Annotated in this window: 23 protein-coding genes; 8 read left to right on the top strand and 15 right to left on the bottom strand. The window is 61.2% G+C overall.

All coding sequences use genetic code 11. The features are described from left to right. Positions 1-12: 12 nt before the first annotated feature. Together lptE and leuS are read right to left on the bottom strand one after the other, a co-directional pair. The gene (lptE, locus tag E3Z29_RS27715; protein ID WP_134787406.1) at positions 13-618 is read right to left on the bottom strand and encodes an LPS assembly lipoprotein LptE; all 606 of its coding nucleotides are present in this window, start codon (positions 616-618) and stop codon (positions 13-15) included. Positions 619-706: 88 nt separating this feature from the next. Next, positions 707-3,313 (bottom strand): leucine--tRNA ligase, encoded by a 2,607-nt coding sequence (leuS, locus tag E3Z29_RS27710; RefSeq protein WP_098965771.1) that lies wholly within the window; start codon positions 3,311-3,313, stop codon positions 707-709. Positions 3,314-3,568: 255 nt separating this feature from the next. Between leuS and E3Z29_RS27705 the strand changes: the two genes are divergently transcribed. Further along, positions 3,569-3,892, top strand: coding sequence for a hypothetical protein (locus tag E3Z29_RS27705; protein WP_096796296.1), 324 nt, complete (start codon positions 3,569-3,571; stop codon positions 3,890-3,892). A gap of 105 nt (positions 3,893-3,997) precedes the next feature. Continuing rightward, the gene (locus E3Z29_RS27700) at positions 3,998-4,759 is read left to right on the top strand and encodes a YdcF family protein (RefSeq protein WP_134787405.1); all 762 of its coding nucleotides are present in this window, start codon (positions 3,998-4,000) and stop codon (positions 4,757-4,759) included. Positions 4,760-4,931: 172 nt separating this feature from the next. Here E3Z29_RS27700 and lnt read toward each other — a convergent pair whose 3' ends face one another. The 5 genes from lnt to miaB all read right to left on the bottom strand — a co-directional run bounded on the left by lnt (position 4,932) and on the right by miaB (position 10,416). Beyond that, positions 4,932-6,455: an apolipoprotein N-acyltransferase gene (gene lnt, locus E3Z29_RS27695; RefSeq protein WP_134787404.1), complete on the bottom strand. Its 1,524-nt coding sequence runs from the start codon at positions 6,453-6,455 to the stop codon at positions 4,932-4,934. Positions 6,456-6,472: 17 nt separating this feature from the next. Continuing rightward, complete coding sequence (locus E3Z29_RS27690; RefSeq protein ID WP_027612886.1) at positions 6,473-7,312, bottom strand: HlyC/CorC family transporter; 840 nt, start codon at positions 7,310-7,312, stop codon at positions 6,473-6,475. A 5-nt stretch (positions 7,313-7,317) separates the two neighbouring features. Then, positions 7,318-7,812, bottom strand: a complete 495-nt coding sequence (gene ybeY / locus E3Z29_RS27685; RefSeq protein ID WP_096795275.1) for an rRNA maturation RNase YbeY — start codon at positions 7,810-7,812, stop codon at positions 7,318-7,320. Continuing rightward, positions 7,805-8,803 (bottom strand): PhoH family protein, encoded by a 999-nt coding sequence (locus tag E3Z29_RS27680; RefSeq protein WP_003228522.1) that lies wholly within the window; start codon positions 8,801-8,803, stop codon positions 7,805-7,807. The genes ybeY and E3Z29_RS27680 overlap by 8 nt, the downstream gene beginning before the upstream one ends. A gap of 284 nt (positions 8,804-9,087) precedes the next feature. Further along, a complete protein-coding gene (gene miaB / locus E3Z29_RS27675; protein WP_064589373.1) occupies positions 9,088-10,416 on the bottom strand; it encodes a tRNA (N6-isopentenyl adenosine(37)-C2)-methylthiotransferase MiaB in 1,329 nt (442 codons plus the stop codon). Positions 10,417-10,549: 133 nt separating this feature from the next. On the opposite strand from miaB, the gene E3Z29_RS27670 reads away from it, so the two are divergent. Further along, on the top strand, positions 10,550-10,879 hold the full coding sequence (locus E3Z29_RS27670) for a DUF1820 family protein (protein WP_003185742.1): 330 nt from the start codon (positions 10,550-10,552) through the stop codon (positions 10,877-10,879). Between the two features lie 166 nt (positions 10,880-11,045). Here the strand turns inward: E3Z29_RS27670 and E3Z29_RS27665 are convergent, their stop codons facing one another. The 4 genes from E3Z29_RS27665 to E3Z29_RS27650 form a co-directional block, all read right to left on the bottom strand. Then, entirely contained in the window at positions 11,046-11,600 is a 555-nt protein-coding gene (locus E3Z29_RS27665) for a tetratricopeptide repeat protein (protein WP_003228518.1), read from the bottom strand. A gap of 225 nt (positions 11,601-11,825) precedes the next feature. Beyond that, the gene (gene hemL, locus E3Z29_RS27660) at positions 11,826-13,109 is read right to left on the bottom strand and encodes a glutamate-1-semialdehyde 2,1-aminomutase (protein ID WP_134787403.1); all 1,284 of its coding nucleotides are present in this window, start codon (positions 13,107-13,109) and stop codon (positions 11,826-11,828) included. A 15-nt stretch (positions 13,110-13,124) separates the two neighbouring features. Beyond that, a complete protein-coding gene (thiE, locus tag E3Z29_RS27655) occupies positions 13,125-13,748 on the bottom strand; it encodes a thiamine phosphate synthase (RefSeq protein WP_134787402.1) in 624 nt (207 codons plus the stop codon). Positions 13,749-13,766: 18 nt separating this feature from the next. Then, entirely contained in the window at positions 13,767-14,564 is a 798-nt protein-coding gene (locus E3Z29_RS27650) for a hydroxymethylpyrimidine/phosphomethylpyrimidine kinase (RefSeq protein ID WP_003228511.1), read from the bottom strand. Positions 14,565-15,037: 473 nt separating this feature from the next. Between E3Z29_RS27650 and E3Z29_RS27645 the strand changes: the two genes are divergently transcribed. The 4 genes from E3Z29_RS27645 (at position 15,038) to E3Z29_RS27625 (ending at position 21,529) form a co-directional block, all read left to right on the top strand. Continuing rightward, a complete protein-coding gene (locus tag E3Z29_RS27645) occupies positions 15,038-17,392 on the top strand; it encodes a hybrid sensor histidine kinase/response regulator (protein WP_134787401.1) in 2,355 nt (784 codons plus the stop codon). A gap of 97 nt (positions 17,393-17,489) precedes the next feature. Next, positions 17,490-19,139 carry an acyl-CoA dehydrogenase family protein gene (locus tag E3Z29_RS27640; protein ID WP_134787400.1) on the top strand — a complete coding sequence of 550 codons (1,650 nt, stop codon included), beginning with the start codon at positions 17,490-17,492 and terminating at the stop codon, positions 19,137-19,139. A 182-nt stretch (positions 19,140-19,321) separates the two neighbouring features. Beyond that, positions 19,322-20,821: an AMP nucleosidase gene (gene amn, locus E3Z29_RS27630; RefSeq protein ID WP_167734182.1), complete on the top strand. Its 1,500-nt coding sequence runs from the start codon at positions 19,322-19,324 to the stop codon at positions 20,819-20,821. Positions 20,822-20,893: 72 nt separating this feature from the next. Continuing rightward, complete coding sequence (locus E3Z29_RS27625; protein ID WP_134787398.1) at positions 20,894-21,529, top strand: pseudouridine synthase; 636 nt, start codon at positions 20,894-20,896, stop codon at positions 21,527-21,529. On the opposite strand, the gene E3Z29_RS27620 is transcribed toward E3Z29_RS27625, so the two are convergent. Continuing rightward, entirely contained in the window at positions 21,524-21,733 is a 210-nt protein-coding gene (locus tag E3Z29_RS27620; RefSeq protein ID WP_003228500.1) for a DUF2788 domain-containing protein, read from the bottom strand. The genes E3Z29_RS27625 and E3Z29_RS27620 overlap by 6 nt on opposite strands. A gap of 191 nt (positions 21,734-21,924) precedes the next feature. Beyond that, positions 21,925-22,404: an Lrp/AsnC family transcriptional regulator gene (locus E3Z29_RS27615; protein WP_007909658.1), complete on the bottom strand. Its 480-nt coding sequence runs from the start codon at positions 22,402-22,404 to the stop codon at positions 21,925-21,927. Positions 22,405-22,858: 454 nt separating this feature from the next. On the opposite strand from E3Z29_RS27615, the gene E3Z29_RS27610 reads away from it, so the two are divergent. Next, positions 22,859-23,899 carry a DUF6515 family protein gene (locus E3Z29_RS27610; RefSeq protein WP_134787397.1) on the top strand — a complete coding sequence of 347 codons (1,041 nt, stop codon included), beginning with the start codon at positions 22,859-22,861 and terminating at the stop codon, positions 23,897-23,899. Here the strand turns inward: E3Z29_RS27610 and E3Z29_RS27605 are convergent. Together E3Z29_RS27605 and E3Z29_RS27600 are read right to left on the bottom strand one after the other, a co-directional pair. Next, positions 23,893-24,801, bottom strand: a complete 909-nt coding sequence (locus tag E3Z29_RS27605) for a cation diffusion facilitator family transporter (RefSeq protein WP_134787396.1) — start codon at positions 24,799-24,801, stop codon at positions 23,893-23,895. The two genes, E3Z29_RS27610 and E3Z29_RS27605, sit on opposite strands and share 7 nt — an antisense overlap. Positions 24,802-24,810: 9 nt before the next feature. Next, entirely contained in the window at positions 24,811-25,230 is a 420-nt protein-coding gene (locus tag E3Z29_RS27600) for a hypothetical protein (protein ID WP_003228492.1), read from the bottom strand. Positions 25,231-25,316 lie beyond the last annotated feature (86 nt).

Here is a 25,316-nt window from a genome sequence, read left to right as displayed (position 1 = left end):
GCCCCGTACGTCTTACTGCTGCGGCAGTTCGAGCGGCGACTGACGCGGGGTTTCCGCTTCAGCTTTCTGTGCCGCCTTCAGCGCGTCGGCTTCAGCCCGGGCACGGTCGTTGGCCGCTTGCTGCAATTGCTGCAGTTGGCCCGGCGTCAGCTGTTGCAGGCGCAGCATCATGCGCTGAACCAGTTCGCGACGGGTTTCGCGACGGGCGTCGTTGGCTTCCTGATCGGAGCCGACGAGGTTGTTGCCGTCGTGGATGAACACTTTCTGCACTTCAAGCTTGTCGCTCAGCAGGTTCAGATTGTGTTCGCCTACGATGTCGTAGTTCAGCACGGTGGTCACTTGGTACTCACCCGTACGACCGGCGCCAGCGTAGCTGAGGATGCGCTGGTTTTCCTGTTCGTCAGCCAGATACAGCTTGTACGGTGCACCGCTGTAGACCTTGACGCCGCTGGACTCCAGCACCTGACGCAGTTGGGTGACGGTATCGCCATACGCGTTACGGGCGCTCAGATCGAGCTCTTTGATCGACAGTTCGTTGGTGCCGGTGCCACGCAGCTGGAAACCGCAGGCGCTCAGCAGAACGGCGAGGCCCATCACCAGCAGATTGCGTTTGATCATTGTGTTGCTCCCCTTGAAACCATGTGGGCCGACCCTGCGGCCCGAAAGGTTTTACAGTGCGTCAGGCGAACCTGACGCCCAATCCAATTTAGCTGGCGACGATGTTAACCAGTTTCCCTGGTACAACGATCACTTTGCGAATGGTCAGACCGTCGACGAAACGCAGCACGTTTTCGTTGGCGCGGGCCGCAGCTTCAACTTCTTCGCGGGTGGCGCTGGCCGGCATTTCGATCTGGCCACGCAGCTTGCCGTTCACTTGAATGACCAGTTGCAGGCTGTCCTGCACCAGTGCGCTTTCATCGACCGCAGGCCAGCCGGCATCGATCACCGGGTCAGCGTGGCCCAGTTGATTCCACAGCTCATGGCTGATGTGCGGCGTAATCGGAGCCAGCAACAACGTGACAGCTTCCAGACCTTCGTGAATCAGCGCGCGGTCCTGTTCGGTGCCTTGCGCAGCTTTTTCCAGCACGTTCATCAGCGTCATCACCTGAGCGATAGCGGTGTTGAATTTGTGGTTCTGGCCGACGTCATGGCTGGCCTGTTTGATGGCCAGGTGGATGGCGCGGCGCACGGCTTTCTGCTCGTCGTTCAGGCCGGCGATGTCCAGCTTGCCCGGCAGGCCCTGGGTCACATGGGCCTGCGCCAGACGCCAGACGCGCTTGAGGAAGCGGTGCGAGCCTTCAACGCCGGAGTCCGACCATTCGGCGCTCATGTCAGGCGGCGAAGCGAACATCATGAACAGGCGGCAGGTGTCGGCGCCGAACTGATCGATCATCGACTGTGGGTCGACGCCGTTGTTCTTCGACTTGGCCATTTTCTCGGTGCCACCGATTTCCACCGGCAAGCCGTCGGATTTCAGTTTGGCGCTGATGACCTTGGCCTTGCTGTCACGCTCCAGTTCCACGTCCGCCGGGTTGAACCAGGTGTAGGCACCATTGGCTTCGCGGCGATAGTAAGTTTCGGCGATCACCATGCCCTGGGTCAGCAGGTTCTTGAACGGCTCGTTGGAGCTGACCAGACCTTCGTCACGCATCAGCTTGTGGAAGAAGCGCGCGTACAGCAGGTGAAGAATGGCGTGTTCGATACCGCCGATGTACTGATCCACCGGCAGCCAGTGGTCGGCCGCGGATTTTTCCACCAGGCCACCTTCGAAGTGCGGCGAGGCGTAACGGGCGTAGTACCACGAGGACTCGACGAAGGTGTCCATGGTGTCGGTTTCACGCTTGGCAGGCTGGCCGCATTTCGGGCAACTGCACTCGTAGAATTCCGGCATGCGTGCCAGCGGCGAACCGGCGCCGTCCGGCACCACGTCTTCCGGCAGAACCACCGGCAACTGGTCTTCCGGGACCGGCACGTCACCGCAAGTGGCGCAGTGGATGATCGGGATCGGGCAACCCCAGTAGCGCTGACGGCTGATGCCCCAGTCGCGCAGGCGGAACTGGGTACGCGAGGCGCCGAGGTTTTTCTTGATCAGGGCGACTTCCATGGCGTCGAACGCGCCGGTGAAGTCCAGGCCGTCGAACTCGCCGGAGTTGATCAGCGTGCCGTGCTCGCCGTAGGCGTCTTGCCACGGAGCCGGGTTGTTGTCACCGGAGCTGGTGCGCACCACCGATTTCACCGGCAGGTTGTATTTGTGGGCGAATTCGAAATCGCGCTCGTCGTGCGCCGGAACCGCCATCACCGCGCCGTCGCCGTAGTGCATCAGCACGTAGTTGGCGACCCATACCGGGAGTTTTTCACCGGTCAGCGGGTGCTCGACGAACAGGCCGGTCGGCAGGCCTTTTTTCTCTTGAGTGGCGACGTCGGCTTCAGCCACGCTGCCGCCCTTGCATTCAGCGATGAACGCTTGCAGCTCAGGGTTGTTCTGCGCGGCCTGGGTCGCCAGCGGGTGCTCGGCAGCCACGGCAACGTAGGTCGCGCCCATCAGGGTGTCCGGACGGGTGGTGAAGACCTTGAGGGTGCCTGCTTCGCCGATCGAGTCGACGTTGTACGGGAACTGCACTTCCATGCCGCGGGATTTGCCGATCCAGTTGCGCTGCATGGTCTTGACCTGTTCCGGCCAGCCAGTCAGTTCGTCGAGGCTCTCCAGCAGCTCATCCGCGTAAGCGGTGATCTTGAAGTAGTACATCGGGATTTCGCGCTTTTCGATCAGCGCGCCGGAGCGCCAGCCGCGACCGTCGATCACCTGTTCGTTGGCCAGCACGGTCTGGTCGACCGGGTCCCAGTTCACGGTGCCGTTCTTGCGGTAGATCACGCCTTTTTCGAACAGGCGAGTGAACAGCCATTGTTCCCAGCGGTAGTAATCCGGCTTGCAGGTGGTCACTTCACGGGACCAGTCCACCGCGAGGCCCAGGCTGCGCAGCTGGGACTTCATGTAGGCGATGTTTTCGTAGGTCCACTTGGCGGGCGCCACATTGTTCTTCATCGCGGCGTTTTCCGCCGGCATGCCGAAGGCGTCCCAACCCATCGGTTGCAGAACGTTCTTGCCTTGCATGCGCTGGTAGCGGGAGATCACGTCGCCGATGGTGTAGTTGCGCACGTGCCCCATGTGTAGCTTGCCGCTGGGGTAAGGGAACATCGACAGGCAGTAGTAGGTTTCCTTGCCTGGCTGTTCACTGACTTCAAAGGACTTTTGCTCGTCCCAGAACGACTGGGCGGCGGCTTCGATTTCACGGGGCTGATATTGTTCGTGCATGGCTACTTTTGTACTGGATAGGGGTGGCCTAATCCTCTTCAACGCGCCCTCCGGGGATGCTCCGGACAGGCTGGAAGTGGAATGACAGGAAGCGCCGTAGCATACATGACCGCGCTTGGCCTAGGGAAACCCTGATTACAGCTGTCTGGCCCCGGAAAACCGTGGCGAGGGCCGTTGGTCGCGGCGTTCAGCCGGTTTGTGCAGCGAAGCTAAGCTCTTATTGGGGAGTGAGTCTTATCTTCAATGAGGTGAGGGATGGTGGAGCAACGGCAAAAAAACGTGACGAAACCCGAGTTGTATGAACGGTTGATGGATCGTCTGGGCATGGCGCTCGACGCTGCAAAAACCGCTGGCCGGCTGCGCGATGAGCGCCCCGTGGAACTGGAATTGCGTGGCTTGAGCCCCGCCGAGTTCAAACTGGTCAAGGCCTATCTGGATCGCAGTGAGCGTGAATCGCATGGATACCTGTCGCAGGCAGTGAAACAGCTCGATGCAGCACATTCAGCCAAGGTCATCTGGCTCAAGGACAAGGCGCCCGGCAGAGACACCGTAAAGGTTCGTTCTGTGCAGGCCAAGTAATCGCATGGCAGGTCAAGTAACGGATCTTTTCCAACAGGATCCTACCTATCGGTTGTAACGTTTCATTAACACTCTTAGGCTTCGGGCATCTCTGGAGATGCCCTGATGCCTTTTCGTTATTTCATCAAACAACTGCTCTTGCCGCCCGGCATTCTTTTGCTGCTGTTGCTGGTCGCCTGGTGGCTGCGTCGCTCCCGGCCACGGCTGGCTGGCCTGTGTTTTGCCCTTGGCCTGGGTGGTTTCTGGCTGATGAGCCTGCCGGTGGTGGTGCAATGGGGCGCCAAAGCGCTGGAGCGTGAGCCGCCGCTGCCCCGTGAGTCGTGGTCGATATTGGCGCAGCGCGCCGATGCCATCGTGGTGCTGGGTTCCGGGCGCGAGCGCGGCGATCTGGCCTGGGGCGAGGACCAGCCAACCGGCGTGGGGCTGGAGCGTCAGCGCTATGCGGCGCGACTGGCCAAGGCCTCCGGGCTGCCGATTCTGACCAGCGGTGGCCTGCATTACGGCACGCCGCCGACCGAGGCGAAGCTGATGGCCGATTCGTTGCGCGATGATTTCGGCGTGACCACGCGCTGGCAGGAAGGCGAGAGCCGTACCACCTGGGAAAACGCCAAATTCAGCGCCGACATCTTGTTGCCCCAAGGCATCAAGCGCGTCGTGGTGGTCACGCAGGCCTGGCACATGCCGCGCGCCGTGTGGTGTTTCCAGCAGGCAGGATTCGAAGTGGTGCCGGCGCCCGTCGGGTTTCTCGGAACCGATAATGCGCGCCCGTTTGGTGGCTGGCTGCCGGAGTTCAAGTCGATCTGGCAGAGCGGGCAGTTGCTGAATGAGGCGGTGGGGCAGGCGGGGTATTCGTTGTTTTACCGCTAAGAGCACTGTTTTGATAGGGCTTCCGTGGCGAGGGGATTTATCCCCGATGGGGGGCGAAGCCGCCCCAAAACCTGCATCTCGGACTTTCAGGTAAATCGAGTGCAATGGATTTGCGATGACTGCGTCATCGATCGGGGATAAATCCCCTCACCACAGTGTTTATGGATCGCTTTTAAAGGGTTTTCGACATCCGGCTCGCCATCAGCGCCCAGCCAAACAGCAGCACACAGACGATGATCAGCGGCCATGAACGCCATTGCAGGTACGGCGTCAGGTTGTGCATCGGCACCACTTCGCCATACAGAATGCCCTGTTCGAACTGCGGGATCTGCTCGGTGATCTGCCCGAACGGGTTGATCAGCCCAGTCACGCCATTGTTCGTAGCACGGATCATCCAGCGGCCTGCCTCAAGTGCGCGCATCTGCGCCATTTGCAGGTGTTGCAGCGGGCCGATCGAGGTGCCGAACCAGGTGTCGTTGCTGATCGTCAGCAGCAGATCGCTGCGTGCCGACAGCCCAGCGGCGAATTCCGGGTACACCACTTCGTAGCAGATGAATGGCGCGATTTGATAACCCTTGGCCTGCAGCAACGGCTGATCCGCCGGCCCGCGAGCGAAGTCGGACATCGGCAAGTCAAAGAACGCGATCAACCCGCGCAGCAGATCCTGCAACGGTACGTACTCACCGAACGGCACCAGTTTCTGCTTGAGGTAGGTGCCATCACCTTCGCCGACCACGGTGATGCCGTTGAAGAAGCGTTTTTCGTGACGAACCGTCTCGCGGATCGGCACCCCGGTGATCAGCGCCGATTTACGCTCGGCGGCGAAGTTACCCATCATGTTCAGGTAGCCCTCGGCGGACTCCTTGAGCACCGGTACCGCGGTTTCCGGCCAGATCAGCAGGTCCACCGGCTTCGAGCGAAAACTCAGGTCGCGATACAGCGCCAGTTGCGCGTTAAGCTGCGCCGGATCCCATTTCATGCTTTGTTCGACGTTGCCCTGAATCGCAGCGACGCTCAGTGCCGGGCCGGACGGACTGGTCCAGGCGTGGCCCTTGAGCGCAATACCCGCCACCCATGGCCCGACCAGCAACAGCAAACCGGCCGCGATAAAGCCTTTACGACCGGTTTGCAGCAGGCGCGGTGCGTTGTAGATCAGCGCCGCAGTCAGCGCCAGAACGAACGACACCAACCACATGCCGCCCACCGGCGCGAGCCCGGCCAATGGGCCGTCGAGCTGACTGTAACCGGAGTAGAGCCATGGAAAACCGGTGAGAAACCAGCCACGAAACGCTTCCTGACCGACCCACAGCGCGGCAAACGCCAGCGCATCGGCCAACGGTGCCTCGTTGCGGCGCAACCAGCGCGCCCAGACCCACGCGGGCAGGGCGAAGAACAGCGCGATCGCTGCGGTGAACAGCAGCATCAGGAACCCGGCCAGCAGCACCGAGGCACCACCGAAGTGGTGGATGCTGTAGTAGATCCAACTGGTGCCGGCGCCGAACAGGCCGAAACCGAAACACCAGCCACGGCCCAGCGCCTGACGCGGTTTCAGCTCGCGCAGGCCGGCGTAGAACAGCCCAACCGCGAGTAAAGCCAGCGGCCAGATGTTGAACGGGGCCAGGGCGAAGGTGGTGATTGCACCGGCCGCCACGGCCAGCAGGTTACCGGGCCAGCCGGGGCGGGTTGTCCAGCGCATTTCAGTCCTTAGATTTCTTACCGGGCGATAGGGGTCAGTCGCAGCAAATGAATCCGACGGCTGTCGGCGTTCAGGATGCGGAAACGATAGGCGCCGATTTCAGTGATTTCGTTGCGTTTTGGCAAGTGCCCGAACGCGCTCATCACCAGACCGCCGACGGTGTCGAACTCGTCGTCGGAGAATTCGCTGTCGAAGAACTCGTTGAAGTTCTCGATCGGTGTCAGGGCCTTGATCAGGAAGTCACCGCTGGGCAGCGGCTTGATGTAGCTGTCTTCTTCGACGTCGTGCTCGTCTTCGATGTCGCCGACGATCTGTTCCAGCACGTCTTCAATCGTCACCAGGCCGGCGACGCCGCCGTATTCGTCGATGACGATGGCCATGTGGTTGTGGTTGGCGCGGAATTCACGCAGCAACACGTTCAGACGCTTGGACTCCGGCACGAAGGTGGCCGGGCGCAGCAGGTCCTTGATGTTGAAGCTGTCGCCGTTCTCCTTGAGGATCAGCGGCAGCAGATCCTTGGCCAGCAGCACGCCCATCACGTCGTCGTGGCTTTCGCCGATGACCGGATAGCGCGAGTGGGCCGAGTCGACCACGGCCGGGAGGAATTCACGGGGTGTCTGGTTCGCCTTGATGCTGATCATCTGCGAGCGCGGCACCATGATGTCGCGTACTTGCAGGTCAGCCACCTGAATGGCGCCTTCGACGATGGCCAGCGCTTCGCTGTCCAGCAGTTTGTTCTGATGTGCATCACGCAGCAGCTCAAGCAGCTCCTGACGGTTCTTCGGCTCGTGGGCAAAAGCCTGGGTCAGTTTACCCAGCCATGACTTCTGCCCGTTGCTCGATCGATCTTCGCTCATAGCGATTACTCTGAATCCTTTGTTGTAACGATAGGGGATGTTTCGGCTTCGTCGTCCGCGTACGGATCGGGATAGCCCAGTTCGGCAAGCAACTCGCGTTCCAGTGCTTCCATTTCTTCGGCTTCGTCGTCATCTATATGGTCGTAACCGAGCAGATGCAAGCAGCCGTGAATGACTAGATGTGCCCAATGGGCCTGGAGTTCCTTGCCTTGTTCGGCAGCTTCGCGCTCGACCACGGCCACGCAGATCACCAGATCGCCGAGCAGCGGGATGTCGAGAAACTCGTCAGGGACTTCGGCCGGGAACGACAGGACGTTGGTCGCGTAATCCTTATGGCGCCAGGTGTGATTCAGCTCACGACCTTCTTCCTCATCAACCAGACGAATGGTCATTTCCGAGTCGGCGCTGCGCTGGCGCAGGGCCAGTTCGCACCATTTGCGGAAGTCGGCTTCACTCGGGGCGTTCGCTTCGGTAGCGATTTGCAGATCCAGCTCAAGCATCGCGCGAGGTTTCCTTGGCGGCTTCGGCACGGGTCTCGAAGCGCTCGTAGGCCTCGACGATCCGCTGCACCAACGGGTGACGAACAACGTCTTTGGGTTGGAAATGCGTGAAGCTGATGCCCGGAACGTCCTTGAGCACTTCGATCACATGGTGCAGCCCGGACTTGGTGCCGCGCGGCAGGTCGACCTGGGTGATGTCGCCGGTGATGACCGCGGTGGAGCCAAAGCCGATCCGGGTCAGGAACATTTTCATCTGCTCGACAGTGGTGTTCTGGCTTTCGTCGAGAATGATGAAGCTGTTGTTCAGCGTACGACCGCGCATGTAGGCCAGCGGCGCGACTTCGATCACCTGGCGCTCGATCAGCTTGGCCACATATTCGAAGCCGAGCATTTCGTAGAGGGCGTCGTACAGCGGGCGCAGGTACGGGTCGATCTTCTGACTCAAGTCGCCGGGCAGGAAGCCGAGTTTTTCACCCGCTTCAACCGCAGGACGCACCAGCAGGATGCGGCGGATCTGCTCGCGCTCCAGGGCATCGACGGCGCAAGCTACGGCCAGATAAGTCTTGCCGGTACCGGCCGGACCAATGCCGAAGTTGATGTCGTTGCCGAGAATTTCCTTCACGTAGCGCAGCTGATTCAAGCCGCGTGGGCGAATCATGCCTTTCTTGGTGCGCAGGGCGACGGAGGCTTCGGCGGGGGCGTGGTTGTCCAGTTCGACAACAGCCGATTCCTGAAGGAACAGGTGCACCATGTCCGGCGACAGCTCGGTACCCTTGGTTTCGCGGTACAGGCGGCGCAGCAGGTTTTCCGCAGACGTGGTGTGCTTGGGGTCGCCGATCAGCTCGAACTGGTTTCCGCGGTTGCGGATCTCGATGGCCAGGCGCTGTTCGATCAAGCGCAGATGCTCGTCGAATTGCCCGCACAGATTGGCGAAGCGGCGAGCCTCAAAGGGCTCGAGGATAAAACGATGTGGTTCTATGGGTGCGTTCAAGGTCGTATTTAGCCGCCCTGGGGCAATTAAGATGAAATCAAGGATAACGCCAGTGGCGTGGGTGCGAAAGCTCTTAAATATCGATGCGAGTCTGGAAAGCCTTTCTGTTGCGGGTGGAGTTATCTGTGGCGAGGGGATTCATCCCCGATGGGCCGCGGAGCGGCCCCAAAACCAGAGCTTTCGGTATGGCAGATTCACCACAACTTCAGCTTTGGGTCGGCTGCGCCAACCATCGGGGATAAATCCCCTCACCACAACAGCCCTACTACAGAAGACGCGCGGTGTTATTGGATCAACGAGCCGCGCAGCGAGTGCGGTTGCGCCGCGTCGATGTGCACGTCGGCGAACTGGCCGATCAGGGTCGGATTATCGCAGCGGAAGTTGACGATACGATTATTCTCGGTACGCCCTTGCAGCTCGCCCGGGTCTTTCTTCGAGTAGTCGGTGACCAGAATGCGCTGGATCGAACCGACCATTTGTCGGCTGATCTCGAACCCTTGCTGATTCAAACGATGCTGCAAGGCGTTCAGGCGTTCTTTCTTCAGCTCTTCCGGGGTGTCGTCGGCCAGATCGGCCGCCGGGGTGCCCGGGCGCTGGCTATAGACGAACGAGTAGGAGAAGTCGAAACCGACGTCGGCAATCAGCTTCATGGTCTGTTCGAAGTCTTTCTCGGTCTCGCCAGGGAAGCCGACGATGAAGTCCGAACTGATGCAGATCCCCGGTACCGCAGCGCGCAGTTTACGCAGCTTGGATTTGTACTCCAGCGCGGTGTGGTTGCGCTTCATCGCCGCGAGGATCCGGTCGGAACCCGACTGCACCGGCAAGTGCAGGTGTTTGACCAGCTCCGGCACTTCGGCGTGGGCCTGGATCAAGCTGTCGGAGAACTCCAGCGGGTGCGAGGTGGTGTAGCGGATGCGGTCGATGCCGTCGACAGCGGCGACCACGCGGATCAGCTCGGCCAGATCGGCCAGGCGACCGTCATGAGTCGTACCGCGATAACCGTTGACGTTCTGCCCGAGCAAGGTCACTTCACGCACGCCGTTCTCGGCGAGGTGGATGATCTCGGCAATCACGTCATCGAACGGCCGGCTGACTTCTTCGCCACGGGTGTAGGGCACCACGCAGAACGTGCAGTATTTGCTGCAGCCTTCCATCACCGACACGTAAGCGCTCGGGCCGTCGATGCGCGGCTCGGGCAGGTGGTCGAATTTTTCGATTTCCGGGAACGAGACGTCGACTTGCGGCAACTTGCTGCTGCGTGCGGCGTCGATCATTTCCGGCAGACGGTGCAGGGTCTGCGGGCCGAAGACCACGTCGACATACGGCGCGCGATCACGGATCGCCGCGCCTTCCTGGCTGGCCACGCAACCGCCGACGGCGATCACCATGTCCGGATTGGCCAGTTTCAGTTCACGCCAGCGGCCGAGCTGCGAGTACACCCGATCCTGGGCACGTTCGCGGATCGAACAGGTGTTGAGCAGAATCACGTCGGCGTCTTCCGCACGGGCGGTGACTTCCAGGGCCTGATGTTCGCCCAGCAGATCGACCATGCGCGAGCTGTCGTACTCGTTCATCTGGCAACCGTGGGTTTCGATGTAAAGCTTCTTGGCCATGGAGTAAGGTCGTCACCTGATTCAAAGAACCGCGCATTATAGGGAACAAGCCCTCAGGTTCCTACCGCTGTGCGTCCGGCGGCTATGCTATAGTTTGCGCCCTCATTTTTATCCCCGATGTTATCCCCCCGCCATGACCAAACGCGAAGCTCCAATCTATAAGGTGATTTTCCTCAACCAGGGCCAGGTGTTCGAAATGTACGCCAAGCAGATCTATCAAAGTGATCTGTGGGGTTTTCTGGAAGTGGAAGAGTTCGTCTTTGGCGAGCGCACGCAAGTGGTGGTCGATCCGAGCGAAGAGAAGCTCAAGGCGCAGTTCGAAGGCGTGGTGCGCAGCTTTGTGCCGATGCATTCGATCGTGCGCATCGACGAGGTGGAACGTCTGGGCACCCCGAAAATCAGCGAAGCCCGTGGCGCGGTCGGCAATGTGATGCCGTTTCCGATGCCGATGCCTGAGAAGTAAGCCCGGATCTGGATTTGAAATGATTTGTGGCGAGGGGATTTATCCCCGATCGACTGCGAAGCAGTCGCAAGTCCATTCAGCAAGGTATGTCAGAAGGAGCTTGATTGCAGGGTTTTGGGGCTGCTTCGCAACCCATCGGGGATAAATCCCCTCGCCACAAAAGCTCCTATGGCAATGGCGAAAACGGCGTACGCCCATCGGCGCTCTGCAGTTCCATCAGGTATTTACGGAAAATTTGCCCGAGCACCTGGGTCGCGGTTTCGAGGTCTTCGCGGGACATTTTTTCGGAGACTTCGTCGGCGGTGTCCAGCGCATCTTCGGCGCCGTTGACCGCGGCCATCTTCAGCACGATGTACGCCTGAATGTTATTGGCCTGCACGCCTTCGCCGTGGAAGAACATGGTGCCAAGCTTGAACTGCGCCTGAGCATGGCCTTGCAACGAGGCTTTTTCGAAATAGCTCAGGGCTTGATTGAGGTCGCGTGGCGCATTCTTGCCGTCGTAGTAGAACTCACCCAACTCGTATTGCGCTTGCGCATCCCCTTCGTCCGCCGCTTTCTGACAGGCGGCCAGTGCCTGCGTGACGTCTTGCGGCTGAGTGTTGAGGGTGCAACGACCCATCGCCGGGATCAACAACGAGTTGCCGCCTGCTTGTGCATGCGCGAGCAGGGGCTGAAGGAGCAACAGGCAGCCCAAGGCAAGGGTGCGGCCGGTGCGGTTCATGGGAATCGACTTACCTCTGAAGGGCACGCGGACCCATCGAGGGATCCAATAAGCGCGCATTATGAAATAAGCAGGGCCAACCTTACAAAGTCTTTACTCGTTTTTCTGCTGCGCGGGGAATATATCGGCCACTTTCTGGCGGATTTTTAGCAGAGGCGTGGGAAAAACAGCGTGGGTGTAGGTGAAAGCTGACGCTGGCCATGGCCAACGTCAGCGGTACGGCGATTACTTCAGTGCAGCGAAGGCACGTTCGGCAGCGTCCAAGGTGATTTTCAGCTCGGCTTCGCCGTGGGCGATCGAGGTGAAACCGGCTTCGAATGCACTCGGTGCCAGGTACACGCCGCCTTCCAGCATCAGGTGGAAGAAGCGACCGAACAGTGCTGCGTCGCTGGCCATCACGTCTTCAAAGGTGACGATGTCGTCGGCGCCGCTGAAGTACAGGCCGAACATGCCACCCGCTTGCGTGGTCACGAACGGAATGCCCGCGGCATCGGCGCGTTGTTGCAGACCGTCGAGCAGGCGCGTGGTGTAGTCGGTCAGCTCGGCGTGGAATCCTGGGCGGCTGATCAGACGCAGCGTGGTCAAACCGGCGGCCATCGCCAGCGGGTTACCCGACAGGGTGCCGGCCTGATACACCGGGCCCAGCGGCGCGATGCGCTCCATGATTTCACGCTTGCCGCCGAAGCAGCCGACCGGCATGCCGCCACCGATGATCTTGCCGAAGGTGGTCAGATCCGGGGTCACGCCGTAGTGCGCCTGGGCGCCGCCGAGGGCAACGCGGAAACCGGTCATCACTTCGTCGAAAATCAGCACCACGCCATGCTTGTCGCACAGCGAACGCAGGCCTTCAAGGAAACCCGGTGCCGGCGGTACGCAGTTCATGTTGCCCGCGACTGGCTCGACGATGATGCAGGCGACGTCCTGACCGACTTCGGCGAGCATCTTTTCCACTGCGTCGATGTCGTTGAACGGCAGGGTCAGGGTGTGTTTGGCGAACGCGGCCGGGACACCGGCGGAGCTTGGTACGCCCTGGGTCAGCGCGCCGGAGCCGGCCTTGACCAGCAGGCTGTCGGAGTGGCCGTGGTAGCAGCCTTCGAACTTGATGATGCTGTCACGACCGGTGTAACCACGGGCCAGACGAATCGCACTCATGGTCGCTTCGGTGCCGGAGCTGACCATGCGCACCATGTCCATCGACGGCACCAGCGAGCAGACCAGGTCGGCCATCTCGGTTTCCATCGCGGTCGGCGCGCCGTAGGACAGGCCGTGTTGCAGTTGATTGCGCACTGCATCGAGCACGTCCGGGTGGCTGTGGCCGAGGATCATCGGCCCCCACGAACCGACGTAATCCACATAACGCTTGTCGTCTTCGTCAGTGACGTAGGCGCCTTCGGCATGCTTGAAGAACAGCGGTGTGCCGCCCACGCTCTTGAAGGCGCGAACCGGCGAGTTCACGCCACCGGGAATGTGTTTCTGGGCATTGGCAAACAGGGTTTCGGAACGAGACATGTTCGGGCTCTCAAATCAGATTTTCAGAAGTTCGTTGAAGGCGCGGGCGCGGCGGGTCACTTCGGCGGTGCTCTGGGCACCGAACAAACCGTGGACCACCGCCAGCAGGTCGACCCCGTGGGCCACCAGCGGCGCGGCGTTGTCGAGGGTGATGCCGCCAATCGCGCAGACCGGCAGATGCAGCTTGCGTTTGGCCTCGTCGAGCAGATCGAGGCTGCAGCTTGGCGCGCCGGGTTTGGTGTTGGAATTGAAGAAGCGACCGAAGGCGACATAGCTCGCGCCTTCTTTGGCGGCTTGCTCGGCCAGTTCGAGTTGCGCGTGGCAGGTCGAACCGATGATGGCTTTGGAGCCGAGCAGGGCGCGGGTCGGCGACAGCGGGCCGTCGGTCTGCCCCAGGTGCACGCCGACGTTGAGGCGTGCGGCCAATTCGGCGTCATCGTTGATGATCAACTGCGTCTTGTAGCGTTCGCACAGATCGCGTAGCGCTTCGGCCTCGCGCAGACGGCGGGCCTCGTCGCTGCTTTTGTCGCGGTATTGCAGCAGGGTGACGCCGCCTTCCAGCGCCGCCTCCACATACGACAGAAACTTGCCCGCCAGCAATTGGCTATCGGTGATGGCGTACAGGCCACGGAGTTTCATCAGGCAGACCTCACGACGTTACGAGCAAAAATCCAGCGGCAGGCGACGCGGCACGAACTGGCCTTTGCCCAGTTGTTCGGCATCGCGCAGGGTGCGCCAGGTGTAATCCAGTGCAGTACGCACCGCGCTGGCGAGGTTTTCACCCTGGGCCAGCCGACCGGCGAGGGCGCTGGCCAATGTGCAGCCGGAACCGTGATAACTGCCCGGCAAACGCTGGCAATAGAAGGTTTCACGCAGGCCGTCACGGCTGTACAGGCGATTGTGGATTTCAGTTTCGTCGCCATGGCCGCCGGTGATCAGCAGGTGTTTGACGAACGGCAAGAGCTTTTCCGCGCACTCGTCCGCAGTGCCTTCGGGCAGTTCGGCGAGAATCCGCGCTTCGGGAAGGTTGGGGGTGGCAATGATCGACAGCGGCAGCAGACGCTCGCGCATCGCATAACCGACTTCGTCCTTGCCCAGGCGTCCGCCGCCGCCGGCACGCAGCACCGGGTCGCAGACCACTGGCAAGTGCGGGTGCGCAGAGAGCAGTTCGACCACGGTGTCGACCATTTCCAGCGAGCCGAGCATGCCCAGTTTGACCGCAGCGACTTCGGAGTCGTTGAGCACGGCATTGGCCTGGGCCAGTACCCACTCACGGTCGAGGACGCGGAAGTCAGTGACGTTGACGGTGTCTTGCACGGTCAGGGCGGTGACGGCCGGAGCCGCATGGCAACCCTGCGCGAGCAGGGCTTCGATATCTGCCTGCAAGCCGGCGCCACCACTGGGGTCGTGGCCGGAGAGACAGAGGACAACGGGGCGGGAGCTGTAGATATTCATGGTGCGCGAGCTTACCACCAAACCTGATTTTGGGGTTCAGTCCTGAAAGCGTTTGGCTAGAGATTGTCTGACACATTGCGGCCATTAGTCGGGTAGCAATTGTGGCGAGGGGATTTATCCCCGATGCGCTGCGAAGCAGTCACAAATCCATTCTACGAATCATGTCTGAAAGAATCTGGCTGCATGGTTTGGGGCCGCTTCGCGACCCATCGGGGATAAATCCCCTCGCCACAAAGGTATTCACTACATCCGCCGTTGTAGTGAGTTGACCAACTCAACAGCTCTAGCCCGCAGCTTTGCTCTGAAACGCCCGTTCTAGAGCCTTTGTAGGAAAAATTTCGATGGTGCTCAATGGCCATCAACGGCTATGCTAGTCTGGATCCAAACCAATAACAGGTAATACCGGTTTTACGTCTACTCAAAGGGAATGGGGGGCTTCCTGACACAACCGGACGAGCCACGCTGGGGCTTCAATGCGCTATTTGCTGATGTTGCTGTTCTGCTTGCCCCTCCTCGCAAGCGCCGTCGAGTTCGACGAAAATACCCAGAGCCTTCCCCTGGGTCGCTCCTTGCAAGTGTTCGAAGACCCGAGCGGTCAGGCGAACATCGCCGACGTCCGTGCTCAAGCGGCGGCGGGCAATTTCAAACCCCATGACAAAGCCACGCTCAATGCCGGTTACTCGCGCTCGGCGTTCTGGCTGAAGATCGACCTGCATTACCGTCCGAACAATCCGGCCGCCCAGCGCACCTGGCTGCTGGAACTGGCGTATCCGCCGCTCGATCACCTCGACCTTTATACGGCCGATGCCAATGGCGACTACCGGCTGATCCGGCAGACCGGCGACGCCTTGCCGTTCGCCAGTCGCGAGATCCGGCAGAACAATTACCTGTTCGACCTGACCTTCGCCCCTGACCAGCAAAAAACCGTGTACCTGCGCCTGGCCAGTGAAGGTTCGATTCAGGCGCCGGTGACGTTATGGTCGAGCACCGCGTACCTCGAAGACCAGCCGGTGCGCCTGTATGTGCTGGGGATCATCTATGGCGTGCTGCTGGGGATGCTGGTCTACAACCTGTTCATCTACCTGAGCGTGCGCGACACCAGTTACCTCTATTACATCTTCTACATCGCCTCGTTCGGCCTTTATCAACTGTCGGTGAACGGCGCGGCGGTCGAGTATTTCTGGCCGGACAATCCGTGGTGGGCCAACGCCGCCACACCGTTTTTCATCGGTTGCGCCGGGTTGTTCGGCAGCCAGTTCGCCCGCAGTTTCCTGCAGACACGAACCCACAGCCGCTGGCTCGACTATCTGCTGATCGCCCTGATCGCGTTCGGCGCGCTGGTGGTCGGGCTGTCGCTGATGACCAGTTACGCATTGTCGCTGCGCCTGGCGACCCTGTTGGCGCTGGTGTTCACCGTGGTGATCTTCGCCGCCGGGATTCTCGCCTGGTGGCGCGGCTTGCGGGTGGCGCGTTATTTCATCATTGCCTGGTCGGCATTCCTGCTCGGCGGCATCGTCAATACGCTGATGGTGCTGGGCCTGCTGCCGAACGTGTTCCTGACCATGTACGCCAGTCAGATCGGTTCGGCGATCGAAGTTGCGCTACTGTCGCTGGCGCTGGCCGACCGCATCAACGCGATGCGCGAGCAACAGGCGCAGACCCTGTTCGACGCCGGGCAGAAGCTCGAAGTGCTCAACCAGCAACTGGCCCACAGCAACAAGCTCAAGGATGAATTCCTCGCGACCCTGACCCATGAATTGCGCACGCCGATGAACGGTGTGATCGGTTCGCTGGAACTGATGCAGACCGTCGAGCTGGAGCCTGAACTGGAGCAATACCAGCAAACCGCCGCCGGCTCCGCCCGGGACATGATGCGCATGGTCAACGGCATCCTCACCCTCACCGAACTGCAGGCCGGCAAGCTCAAGGCGACGCCGGGCATCTTCAGCCTGCGCGCGGTGGTCGAGGCCTTGCGCGTGCAGTTCGATGGCAACGCGGCGAGCAAGTCGCTGGACTTCAAAGTCGAGGTGCTGCCGACCCTGCCGGATCGCTTGCACGGCGACAGCGCAAAACTGGCGCAATGCCTGGAGTGCCTGCTGGACAACGCGATCAAGTTCACCCGGGTCGGTGGTCTGGCGCTGCGGGTGACCGGCAAGCCGACGGCGGACAACCGCTTGGCGTTGTCGTTTGCGGTGATCGACACAGGCATCGGTTTCACCGATCTGGGCGAGGCGACGATGTATCAGCGCTTCTTCCAGCTTGATGGCTCGATGACCCGCGAATACGGCGGGCTGGGCGTGGGGCTGGCGATCTGTCGGCAACTGGTGGAACTGCTCGGCGGCAAGCTTACGCACCGCTCCCAACCAGGCAGCGGCAGCCGTTTTCAACTGGATGTCGAGTTCGAGCTGCCGGAAGTCGAAGCGGCACCAACCGCGGACGCGCTGCACGAGCGCAGCCGTGCGCCGCAGGATTGCACGGTGTTGCTGGTGGATGACAACAGCGTCAACCAACTGGTGATGCGCGGCATGCTGCTCAAACTGGGGTTCCGCGTACGCACGGCGGACAACGGCGCGGCGGCGCTGGATTATCTGCAGCGCGAGGCCTTCGATGCGGTGCTGATCGATTGCCAGTTGCCCAGCCACGAAGGGGCCTCGTTGTGCTGCCAGATTCATGGGTTGCCCGGCTGCGCCAATCTGCCGGTGTTCATGCTGGCCCTGGGCACGGATCGCGAGCACTGCGCACCGGGCACGCACATCGATTACCTGAACAAGCCGGTGAAATTCGAAGACCTGCAAACGGCGCTGGAGCGTCGGGTGCTCAGCGCGTAATAGGGTGAAAGCGCCGACAGTTCGGCGCATATGACACTTTGATCAACCACGGGCCGGTGCTTAACTGAATCCCTTGGCTGACCAAAGGAGCCCCGTCATGAACCTGCATCAGTTCGCCGAAACCCACGAAGTCACCAACCAGCCACCGTCGCTGGATGGCGCCAACCTGTACCGCATCGACCTGCCGCTGCAGGAGTGGTCACGCCGTTTCGGCGCCGGGTGGGCCGAGTCGCGGATCGATGCCTACGGTGCGCTGGCCGGCGGACCGCTGATGGCAGCCGGGTTCCTCGCCAATCAGAACAAACCGGTATTCGTCAGCCATGACCGTTACGGCCATCGCATTGATCTGGTGGAGTTTCATCCGGCCTATCATGAGCTGATGCGCACTGCGATCGAACATGGCCTGACCTCGTCCCCCTGGACTCATCCGCAGGACGGCGCGCATGTTGCCCGCGCCTCGATGAGCTATCTGCACAGTCAGGCCGAGGCGGGCAGCGGTTGCCCGTTGACCATGACCTTCGCCAGCGTCCCGGCCATGCGCTTGCAGCCGGATCTGGCCGAACAGTGGTTGCCGAAGATCCTCGCCACCGAATACGACCCGCGCAACGTCGGCATGGCGCACAAGGCCGGCGTGACCCTCGGCATGGCGATGACCGAGAAACAGGGCGGCACCGATGTGCGGGCCAACACCACCAAGGCCTATCCGGTGGGTGCCAGTGGCCCGGGCCAGGCCTATGAACTGGTCGGGCACAAGTGGTTCTGCTCGGCGCCGATGTGCGATGCGTTCCTCACGCTGGCGCAGACCGACAAGGGCCTGACCTGCTTCCTGCTGCCGCGCCATCGCCCGGACGACACGCGCAATCAGTTCTACATCCAGCGCCTGAAAAACAAACTCGGCAATCAGTCCAACGCCTCCAGTGAAGTGGAGTTCCGTGGCGCTTTGGCGTGGATGGTCGGCGAAGAGGGGCGTGGCGTGCCGACCATCATCGAGATGGTGGCGATGACCCGTTTCGATTGCATGGTCGGCTCCAGCTCGCTGATGCGTCAGGCGCTGACCCAGGCCAGTCACCACTGCGCGCACCGCATGGTCGGCGGCAAACTGCTCGGCGAGCAACCGTTGATGCAGAACGTGTTGGCCGATCTGGCGCTGGAAAGCGAGGCCGCACTGGCGCTGAGCCTGCGCATGGGCAAGGCGCTGGATCATCTGGATGACCGCCATGAAGCGCAATTCGCCCGGCTGGTGACGGCGGTGGGCAAATACTGGATCTGCAAACGTGCCCCCGGAATGATCAACGAAGCCGCCGAGTGCATGGGCGGTGCCGGGTATGTCGAGGAGAGCATCCTGCCACGGCTGTATCGCGAAGCGCCGGTCAACTCGACGTGGGAAGGCTCGGGGAATGTGCAGTGCCTGGACGTGCTGCGTGCGCTGTCGAAAGAACCGGGTGTGCTCGACGTGTTGTTCAGCGAATTGGGCGATGGGCACGGCGACAAGCGCCTGGCCGCGCATATCCAGCAGTTGCAGGCGCAGTTCAAGGACACCAGCGATATTCAGTATCGGGCGCGGCAACTCACCGAAGACATCGCGCTCGGTTTGCAGGCCAAGCTATTGCTGGAGGCCGGCAACTCGGCGGTCAGCGACGCGTTCATTGCCAGCCGCCTGAGTGGCGGCGGCCGGGTCTACGGTGCATTGCCGCGTGGGCTGGACGTCGAAGCCATCCTCGCTCGCGCAACCCCCCAGGGTTTCTGACCCAACACAAATCCCCTTGTGGGAGCGGGCTTGCTCGCGAATGTGGTGTGTCAGTCAATGGATAGGTCGACTGACACAGCGCATTCGCGAGCAAGCCCGCTCCCACAGGGGATCTCCATTGACAGGGAGATTTGGGTACAGCCACAACGCCACTGTTCCCGTGAGACCACGATGCAGGCAAGATGAAGCTCTGCAAGTCAGAACACAGGAAGCTGATCGTGACCGAAGCGTTTATTGTCGTTCAAACCGCCGAACAAGCCGTGGACCGTCTGGCCGAGCTGCATGAGCGGGCCACCACTGCGCTGAACTCGGCGCTCAAGCGTTACCTCAAGGATCGCGTCGAGCCTGACGCCGAACAGCGTGCCCTGTTTCGTTATCCCGAACTGCGTCTGACCTACCTGTGTCAGGGCGAAGTCCCGCAGACCACCCGCGCCTACGCCAAGGTGCAACTGCCGGGCACCTACAGCGTCACCGTCACCCATCCCAAGGCGTTCCGCAAATACCTGCTGGAACAACTGGTGCCGTTGATGCACGACTTCACCGTGACCGTGGAAGTCGGTGTCAGCCAGCAGAATATTCCGTACCCGTACGTAGTCGAGCAGGGCGATGAACTGGCCGGCTCCGGCGTCACCGCTGCGGTGCTGGCGCGGGTGTTCCCGAGTACCGACCTGTCCGCCGCCACCGATGGCATTGCCGACGGTCTCTACGACTGGGAAAACACCGATCCGCTGCCACTGGCGCTGTTCGATGCCGCGCGCGTCGACTTTTCCCTGCGTCGTCTGGTGCACTACACCGGCAGCGACTGGCGGCATGTGCAGCCGTGGATTCTGCTGACCAACTATCACCGCTACGTCGACCAGTTCATCGTTCATGGCCTGGAACAACTGCGCAACGACCCGCGTTTCGTGCGCATGGTGCTGCCGGGCAACGTGATCATCGAGAAGGGCATGGATCACGGCGAAGCGTCGGCGATTGCCGCCGGCGTGGTCTGGCACCGCTACCAGATGCCGGCCTATCACCTGATCGCCAATGACGGCCACGGTGTGACCCTGGTCAACATCGGCGTCGGCCCGTCCAACGCCAAAAACATCACCGACCACCTGGCGGTGCTGCGTCCGCATTGCTGGCTGATGATCGGTCACTGCGGCGGGCTGCGTCAGTCGCAGACCATTGGCGACTACGTGCTGGCTCACGCCTACATGCGTCGCGACGGGATTCTCGATCGCGTGGTGCCACCGAACATTCCGATCCCGGCACTGGCCGAAGTGCAACTGGCGCTGCAGCAAGCCGCGGCCAATATCACCGGCGAGAAGGGCGAGGAGCTGAAAAAACGCCTGCGCACCGGCACCGTGCTGACCTACGACGACCGCAACTGGGAACTGCGCTGGGCGCAGGAACGTCCGCTGATCAACCTGTCCCGCGCCGTGGCGGTGGACATGGAAAGCGGCACCATCGCCGCCCAGGGTTATCGCCTGCGGGTGCCGTACGGCACGTTGCTGTGCGTTTCGGACAAACCGCTGCACAGTGAAATCAAGCTGCCGGGCTCGGCCAACGCGTTCTATGAGCGTGCGGTCAGTCAGCACTTGAAGATCGGCATCGCGGCGGTGGATCTGCTGCGCACCGAACTCAACTCGCTGCACTCGCGCAAACTGCGCAGCTTCGACGAGCCGCCGTTCCGCTAACGGTTAGTCGTGGTCATTTGGCGGTCGGGGCACTAGCATTAGCAGCCCTGATCGCTAAATGTCTGTTCTCTTATGTCCCGTCCCCCGCGTCCACCTTCCCGCCGTCCCGGTGCGAAGCCATCCTCCTCGGCTCCACGTCGTGTCGCCAAAGCGCCGCCGGCCGAGCCGAAGCTGATCCTGTTCAACAAGCCATTCGATGTGCTGACGCAGTTCAGCGACGAAGGCGGGCGGGCGACGCTCAAGGATTACATTGACGTGCCCGGTATCTATCCGGCCGGGCGCCTTGATCGCGACAGCGAAGGCTTGTTGTTGCTGACTAATGACGGCCAGTTGCAGGCGCGCATCGCTGATCCGAAACACAAACTGGCGAAGACTTACTGGGTGCAGGTCGAAGGCGTGCCGACAGGCGAGCAGTTGCAGCGTCTGCGCGAAGGCGTCGAGTTGAATGACGGCATGACTTTGCCTGCCGAGGCGCGGCAACTGGAGGAACCTGAACTGTGGCCGCGCAATCCGCCGGTGCGCTTTCGCATGACGGTGCCGACCAGTTGGCTGGAGCTGGTGATTCGTGAAGGGCGCAACCGTCAGGTACGGCGGATGACCGCCGCGGTGGGGTTGCCGACGTTGCGGCTGGTGCGGGTGCGGATTGGCGACTGGACGCTAGAAGGGCTCGATCAGGGCCAGTGGAAGGAAGTGCCGGCGCGGTTATAGAGCGCCGGATTCGATCAGGCCGATCACCACACTCTTGATGATGAACGCGGCCACGCCCAGGCCCAGCACGAAGAACAGAATGAACGAGCCGAAACGCCCGGCCTTGGACTTCTTCGCCAGATCCCAGACGATGAAACCCATGAAAATGATCAGGATGCTGACCAGGCCAGTCATCATCCATTCTTCGAATACTGCAGGATCCATCGGGCATCTCCGGCGCGCACAGGGCTGAAAGGGCTGGGCGATTATACGCCGAGGGGGATTGCGGGCGCATTGACCTGTGTCGGTGTGCCGCAGTGATGGTGGTCGCCTGTGCCGGCCCCTTCGCGAGCAAGCCCGCTCCCACAGTTGGAATGCATTTCCCTGTGGGAGCGGGCTTGCTCGCGAAGGCGATGTCAGCTGCGCAGATGGGTCAGCGGCAGTTCAGTGCTGTTGAGCACCTGATTCAGCACAAAACTGGAGCGCACGCTGGTTACGCCTTCAATCCGGGTCAGATGCCCCAGCAGCAGCTTCTGATAATGATCCATGTCCGGAACCACCACTTTCAACTGATAGTCGGCATCCACGCCCGTCACCAGGCTGCATTCCAGCACTTGCGGCAGAGTGCGGATTGCCGCTTCGAAATTCTCGAAACGCTCCGGTGTGTGCCGGTCCATGCCGATCAGCACGTAGGCGGTCAGGCTCAGGCCGAGCATCTTGCGATCGAGCAGGGCGACCTGGCGCGAGATGTAGCCGTCGTCCTCCAGTTGCTTGACCCGGCGCGAGCAGGGGGAGGGTGACAGACCGATGCGCTCGGCCAGTTCCTGGTTGGAGATGCGGGCGTCGCGCTGCAATTCCGCCAAAATACTCAGGTCGTAACGGTCGAGTTTGCTCATGAATCAGTCCTTGGTTGTAACTATTGCGGCGGATTATCTATCCAGGGTTAAAAATTGCGCAAGCAGTGTTTATTTGAGCAATCTTCGCAATCCTCTGTCGCGCCTCCCGGCCTATTCTTATCACCAGAATCACTGCTCGGTAACACAGTCCACTGCGGCCCGCCCAATCAGGCCCGCCGCGGCCGCCACCCCCACCGGGGCTGGGCCGGCCCCCGAGCTGCACACTGTCCAGAAGACGGCGTGAGGTGAGCCGACGTCAAAAGCGTCGAGCCAGGACGAAGTTCTCTAAAGGGAGGCCGACGGGTCTCCCTTTTTCTTGCCTGCGATTTTTGTGCCTCGATGCACAGCCTTCCTCAATAAATAAGTTTCGTGACTGATAACCTGTCGCAGAACCCGGTGTGCGTATTCCCGGTCTTAGCTACAAGCCCTCTTAATACCCGCAGTGAGGAAAAGCATGAAGTCGCGCATCTGGCGTCTGGCCGGTGTTGGTTTGCTGTGTGTGAGCGTCAGTGCGCAAGCGCTCGCCGACGATCCGGAGAGCCGCAGCCCTAATGGTGGACGCGGCCCTGAGCATCAGGGAAATAACCAGGGCCATGGGGGCGATCATCAGCCCCACGGGCAGAACAATCCGCCGCCGCAAAATCAGCCGCGGCCGCAGAACAACGAAATCATTCGGGGCGACAACAGCCGCCAGTTCGAGCACAACGGCCAGCAGCACAACAATGGCCAGTGGCAGAACCAGAACCGCGCGCCCAATCAGCCTGCTCCGGTGCATCAGTCGCCACCGTCGAACAACCTGCCGATCCAGCCACGGCCCGACACCGTGCGCCAGACTCAGGAACCGCGCCAGGGTTACTACCGCGACGAGCGGCCGCAGAATGGTTACCACAACCAGCAATGGCAAACCGGCAACCGGCCCAATGACAATCGCTGGCCGGGTCGCCCGGACGGGCATGGCAACGGTTGGGGTCCAGGCCCGCAATACCGCCCGGGGCATGTGATCGACCGTTTCCCGGATCGCGAATACCGCGTGCCGTATCGTGGTCAGGACTACTTCTATTCCGGTGGCTACTGGTATCGCCCGCAAGGCCCGCGCTACATCGTCGTGCAGCCGCCACGAGGGATTCGCACCCAGTATCTGCCGGACTATGCCCGTGAAGTGTGGATCGGCGGTGCGCTGCTGTTCCTCGCTGCCGGTTCCTACTATGCGTATCAGGAAGCCACTCAGGATTACGTCGTAGTCGAACCCCCGGCGCAGCAACCGCCGCAACCGCAGCCGCAATCCCAGGGCTATGACGTCGAGGCCTATCCGGCCAACGGTCAATCGCCGGAACAGGTGCAGCAGGACGGTTATCAGTGCTACCAATATGCTGTGCAGCAGAGCGGTTTCGACCCGCGTACCGCGACCTATCAACCAGCGCCTGAAGTGGTGCAGGCTTACCGTCAGGCTCAGGGCAACTGCCTGAGCAGTCGCGGTTATCAGGTATCTTACTGAATCCGGGTTTGCGCCCGTTCGGTCTTGACCACTTCCTGCGGGTCGGCGTGCACCAGCACTTCGGCTCGTGGGTAGGCGGCGTGAATCGCATCCGCCGCCTGATCGCTGATGCCGTGAGCCACTGACAAGGTCAGCTCTCCTGGCAACTCCAGATGCAACTGCACAAACCAGTGGTTGCCTGAAATCCGCGTGCGCAAATCATGCGCGCCCAGTACGCCGGGTACGCCGCAGGCCAGTTCGAGCATGTGCTGACTGACGTCCGCCGGCAACTCTTCATCCATCAGCACCGAAAAACTTTCCCGGGCGATCTGGATCGCACTCCACAAAATGTACCCGGCAATCCCCAGACCGAACCATGCATCGAGCTGATGAAAGCCCATGCCGGCGAGGATCAGCGCAATCAGAATACTGCCGTTGAGCAGCATGTCCGAACGGTAGTGCAGCGAGTCGGCGCGCACGGCGTTGGAGCCGGTCTGCTTGATCACCCGATGTTGCAGCGTCAGCAACGCGGCGGTCAGCAGCAGCGAGAACACGATCACGCCGATGCTCAGCCACGGCGCGCCGAGCGGCTCCGGTTGCTTGATGCGTTCATACGCCTGGAACGCAATCAGCACCGCACTGCCACCGATGAACAGCGCCTGCGCCATGCCCGCCAGCGATTCGGCCTTGCCGTGGCCGTAACGGTGATCGTCATCGGCCGGACGCAGCGCGTAATGCACCGCCAGCAGATTGAGCAGCGAAGTGACGCCATCCAGCGCCGAGTCGGTGAGGCCGGCGAGCATGCTCACCGAGCCGCTCAGCCACCAGGCGATGGCTTTGGCGATGATCAGCGTGCAGGCCACCGCCACCGAAGCGCGGGTTGCCAGCCGCAGCAGGCGGGCGTGTTCGGGGCTGGTGGTCATGTGATTTCCTTATGCGGCGGGTTGCAGGCCAAACATCGCCAGTTGTTGAGTGCTGCCCTTGTGCTGGATCAGGCGCGGATCGTCCAGTGGCAGGTTGCGGCCCAGTTCTGTTTCGAGAATAGCCTGCAACTTGAGGTTATCGACCTGACCGTCCGGGCCGACCGCCTGTTTGAGCTTGGCCGGATCGACCTGAGCGGTGTGGCCGGGTTCGAAATAGATCGCGCCGGTGGTGAAGTCGACCGCGAACGCGATCAGCCCTGGAATCACGTAGAACAGCAGGCCCACGGCGTCGAGCACGGCAATCGCCGGGTCGATCTTGCCATCGATCTGACCGCGACGATCCGGGTAGAAAATCGAACCGCAAGCCGTGAGTTGCGTGAGCAGGGTGGCGACCAGTACACCGCCGATCAGGCGAGAAGGTAAGCGCATGGAAAATCTCCTGAGTCATTTGAAAACGAAGCGTCGTCATTTGAAATTAAGACCCTGACAAACGCCCGGCAGTTCGCCGTTATACT

It is taken from the genome of Pseudomonas sp. S150 (assembly GCF_004526365.1).
In the GTDB taxonomy this organism is placed as follows: Bacteria; Pseudomonadota; Gammaproteobacteria; order Pseudomonadales; family Pseudomonadaceae; genus Aquipseudomonas; species Aquipseudomonas putida_A.
This window is presented reverse-complemented; position numbering and strand designations above follow the sequence as displayed.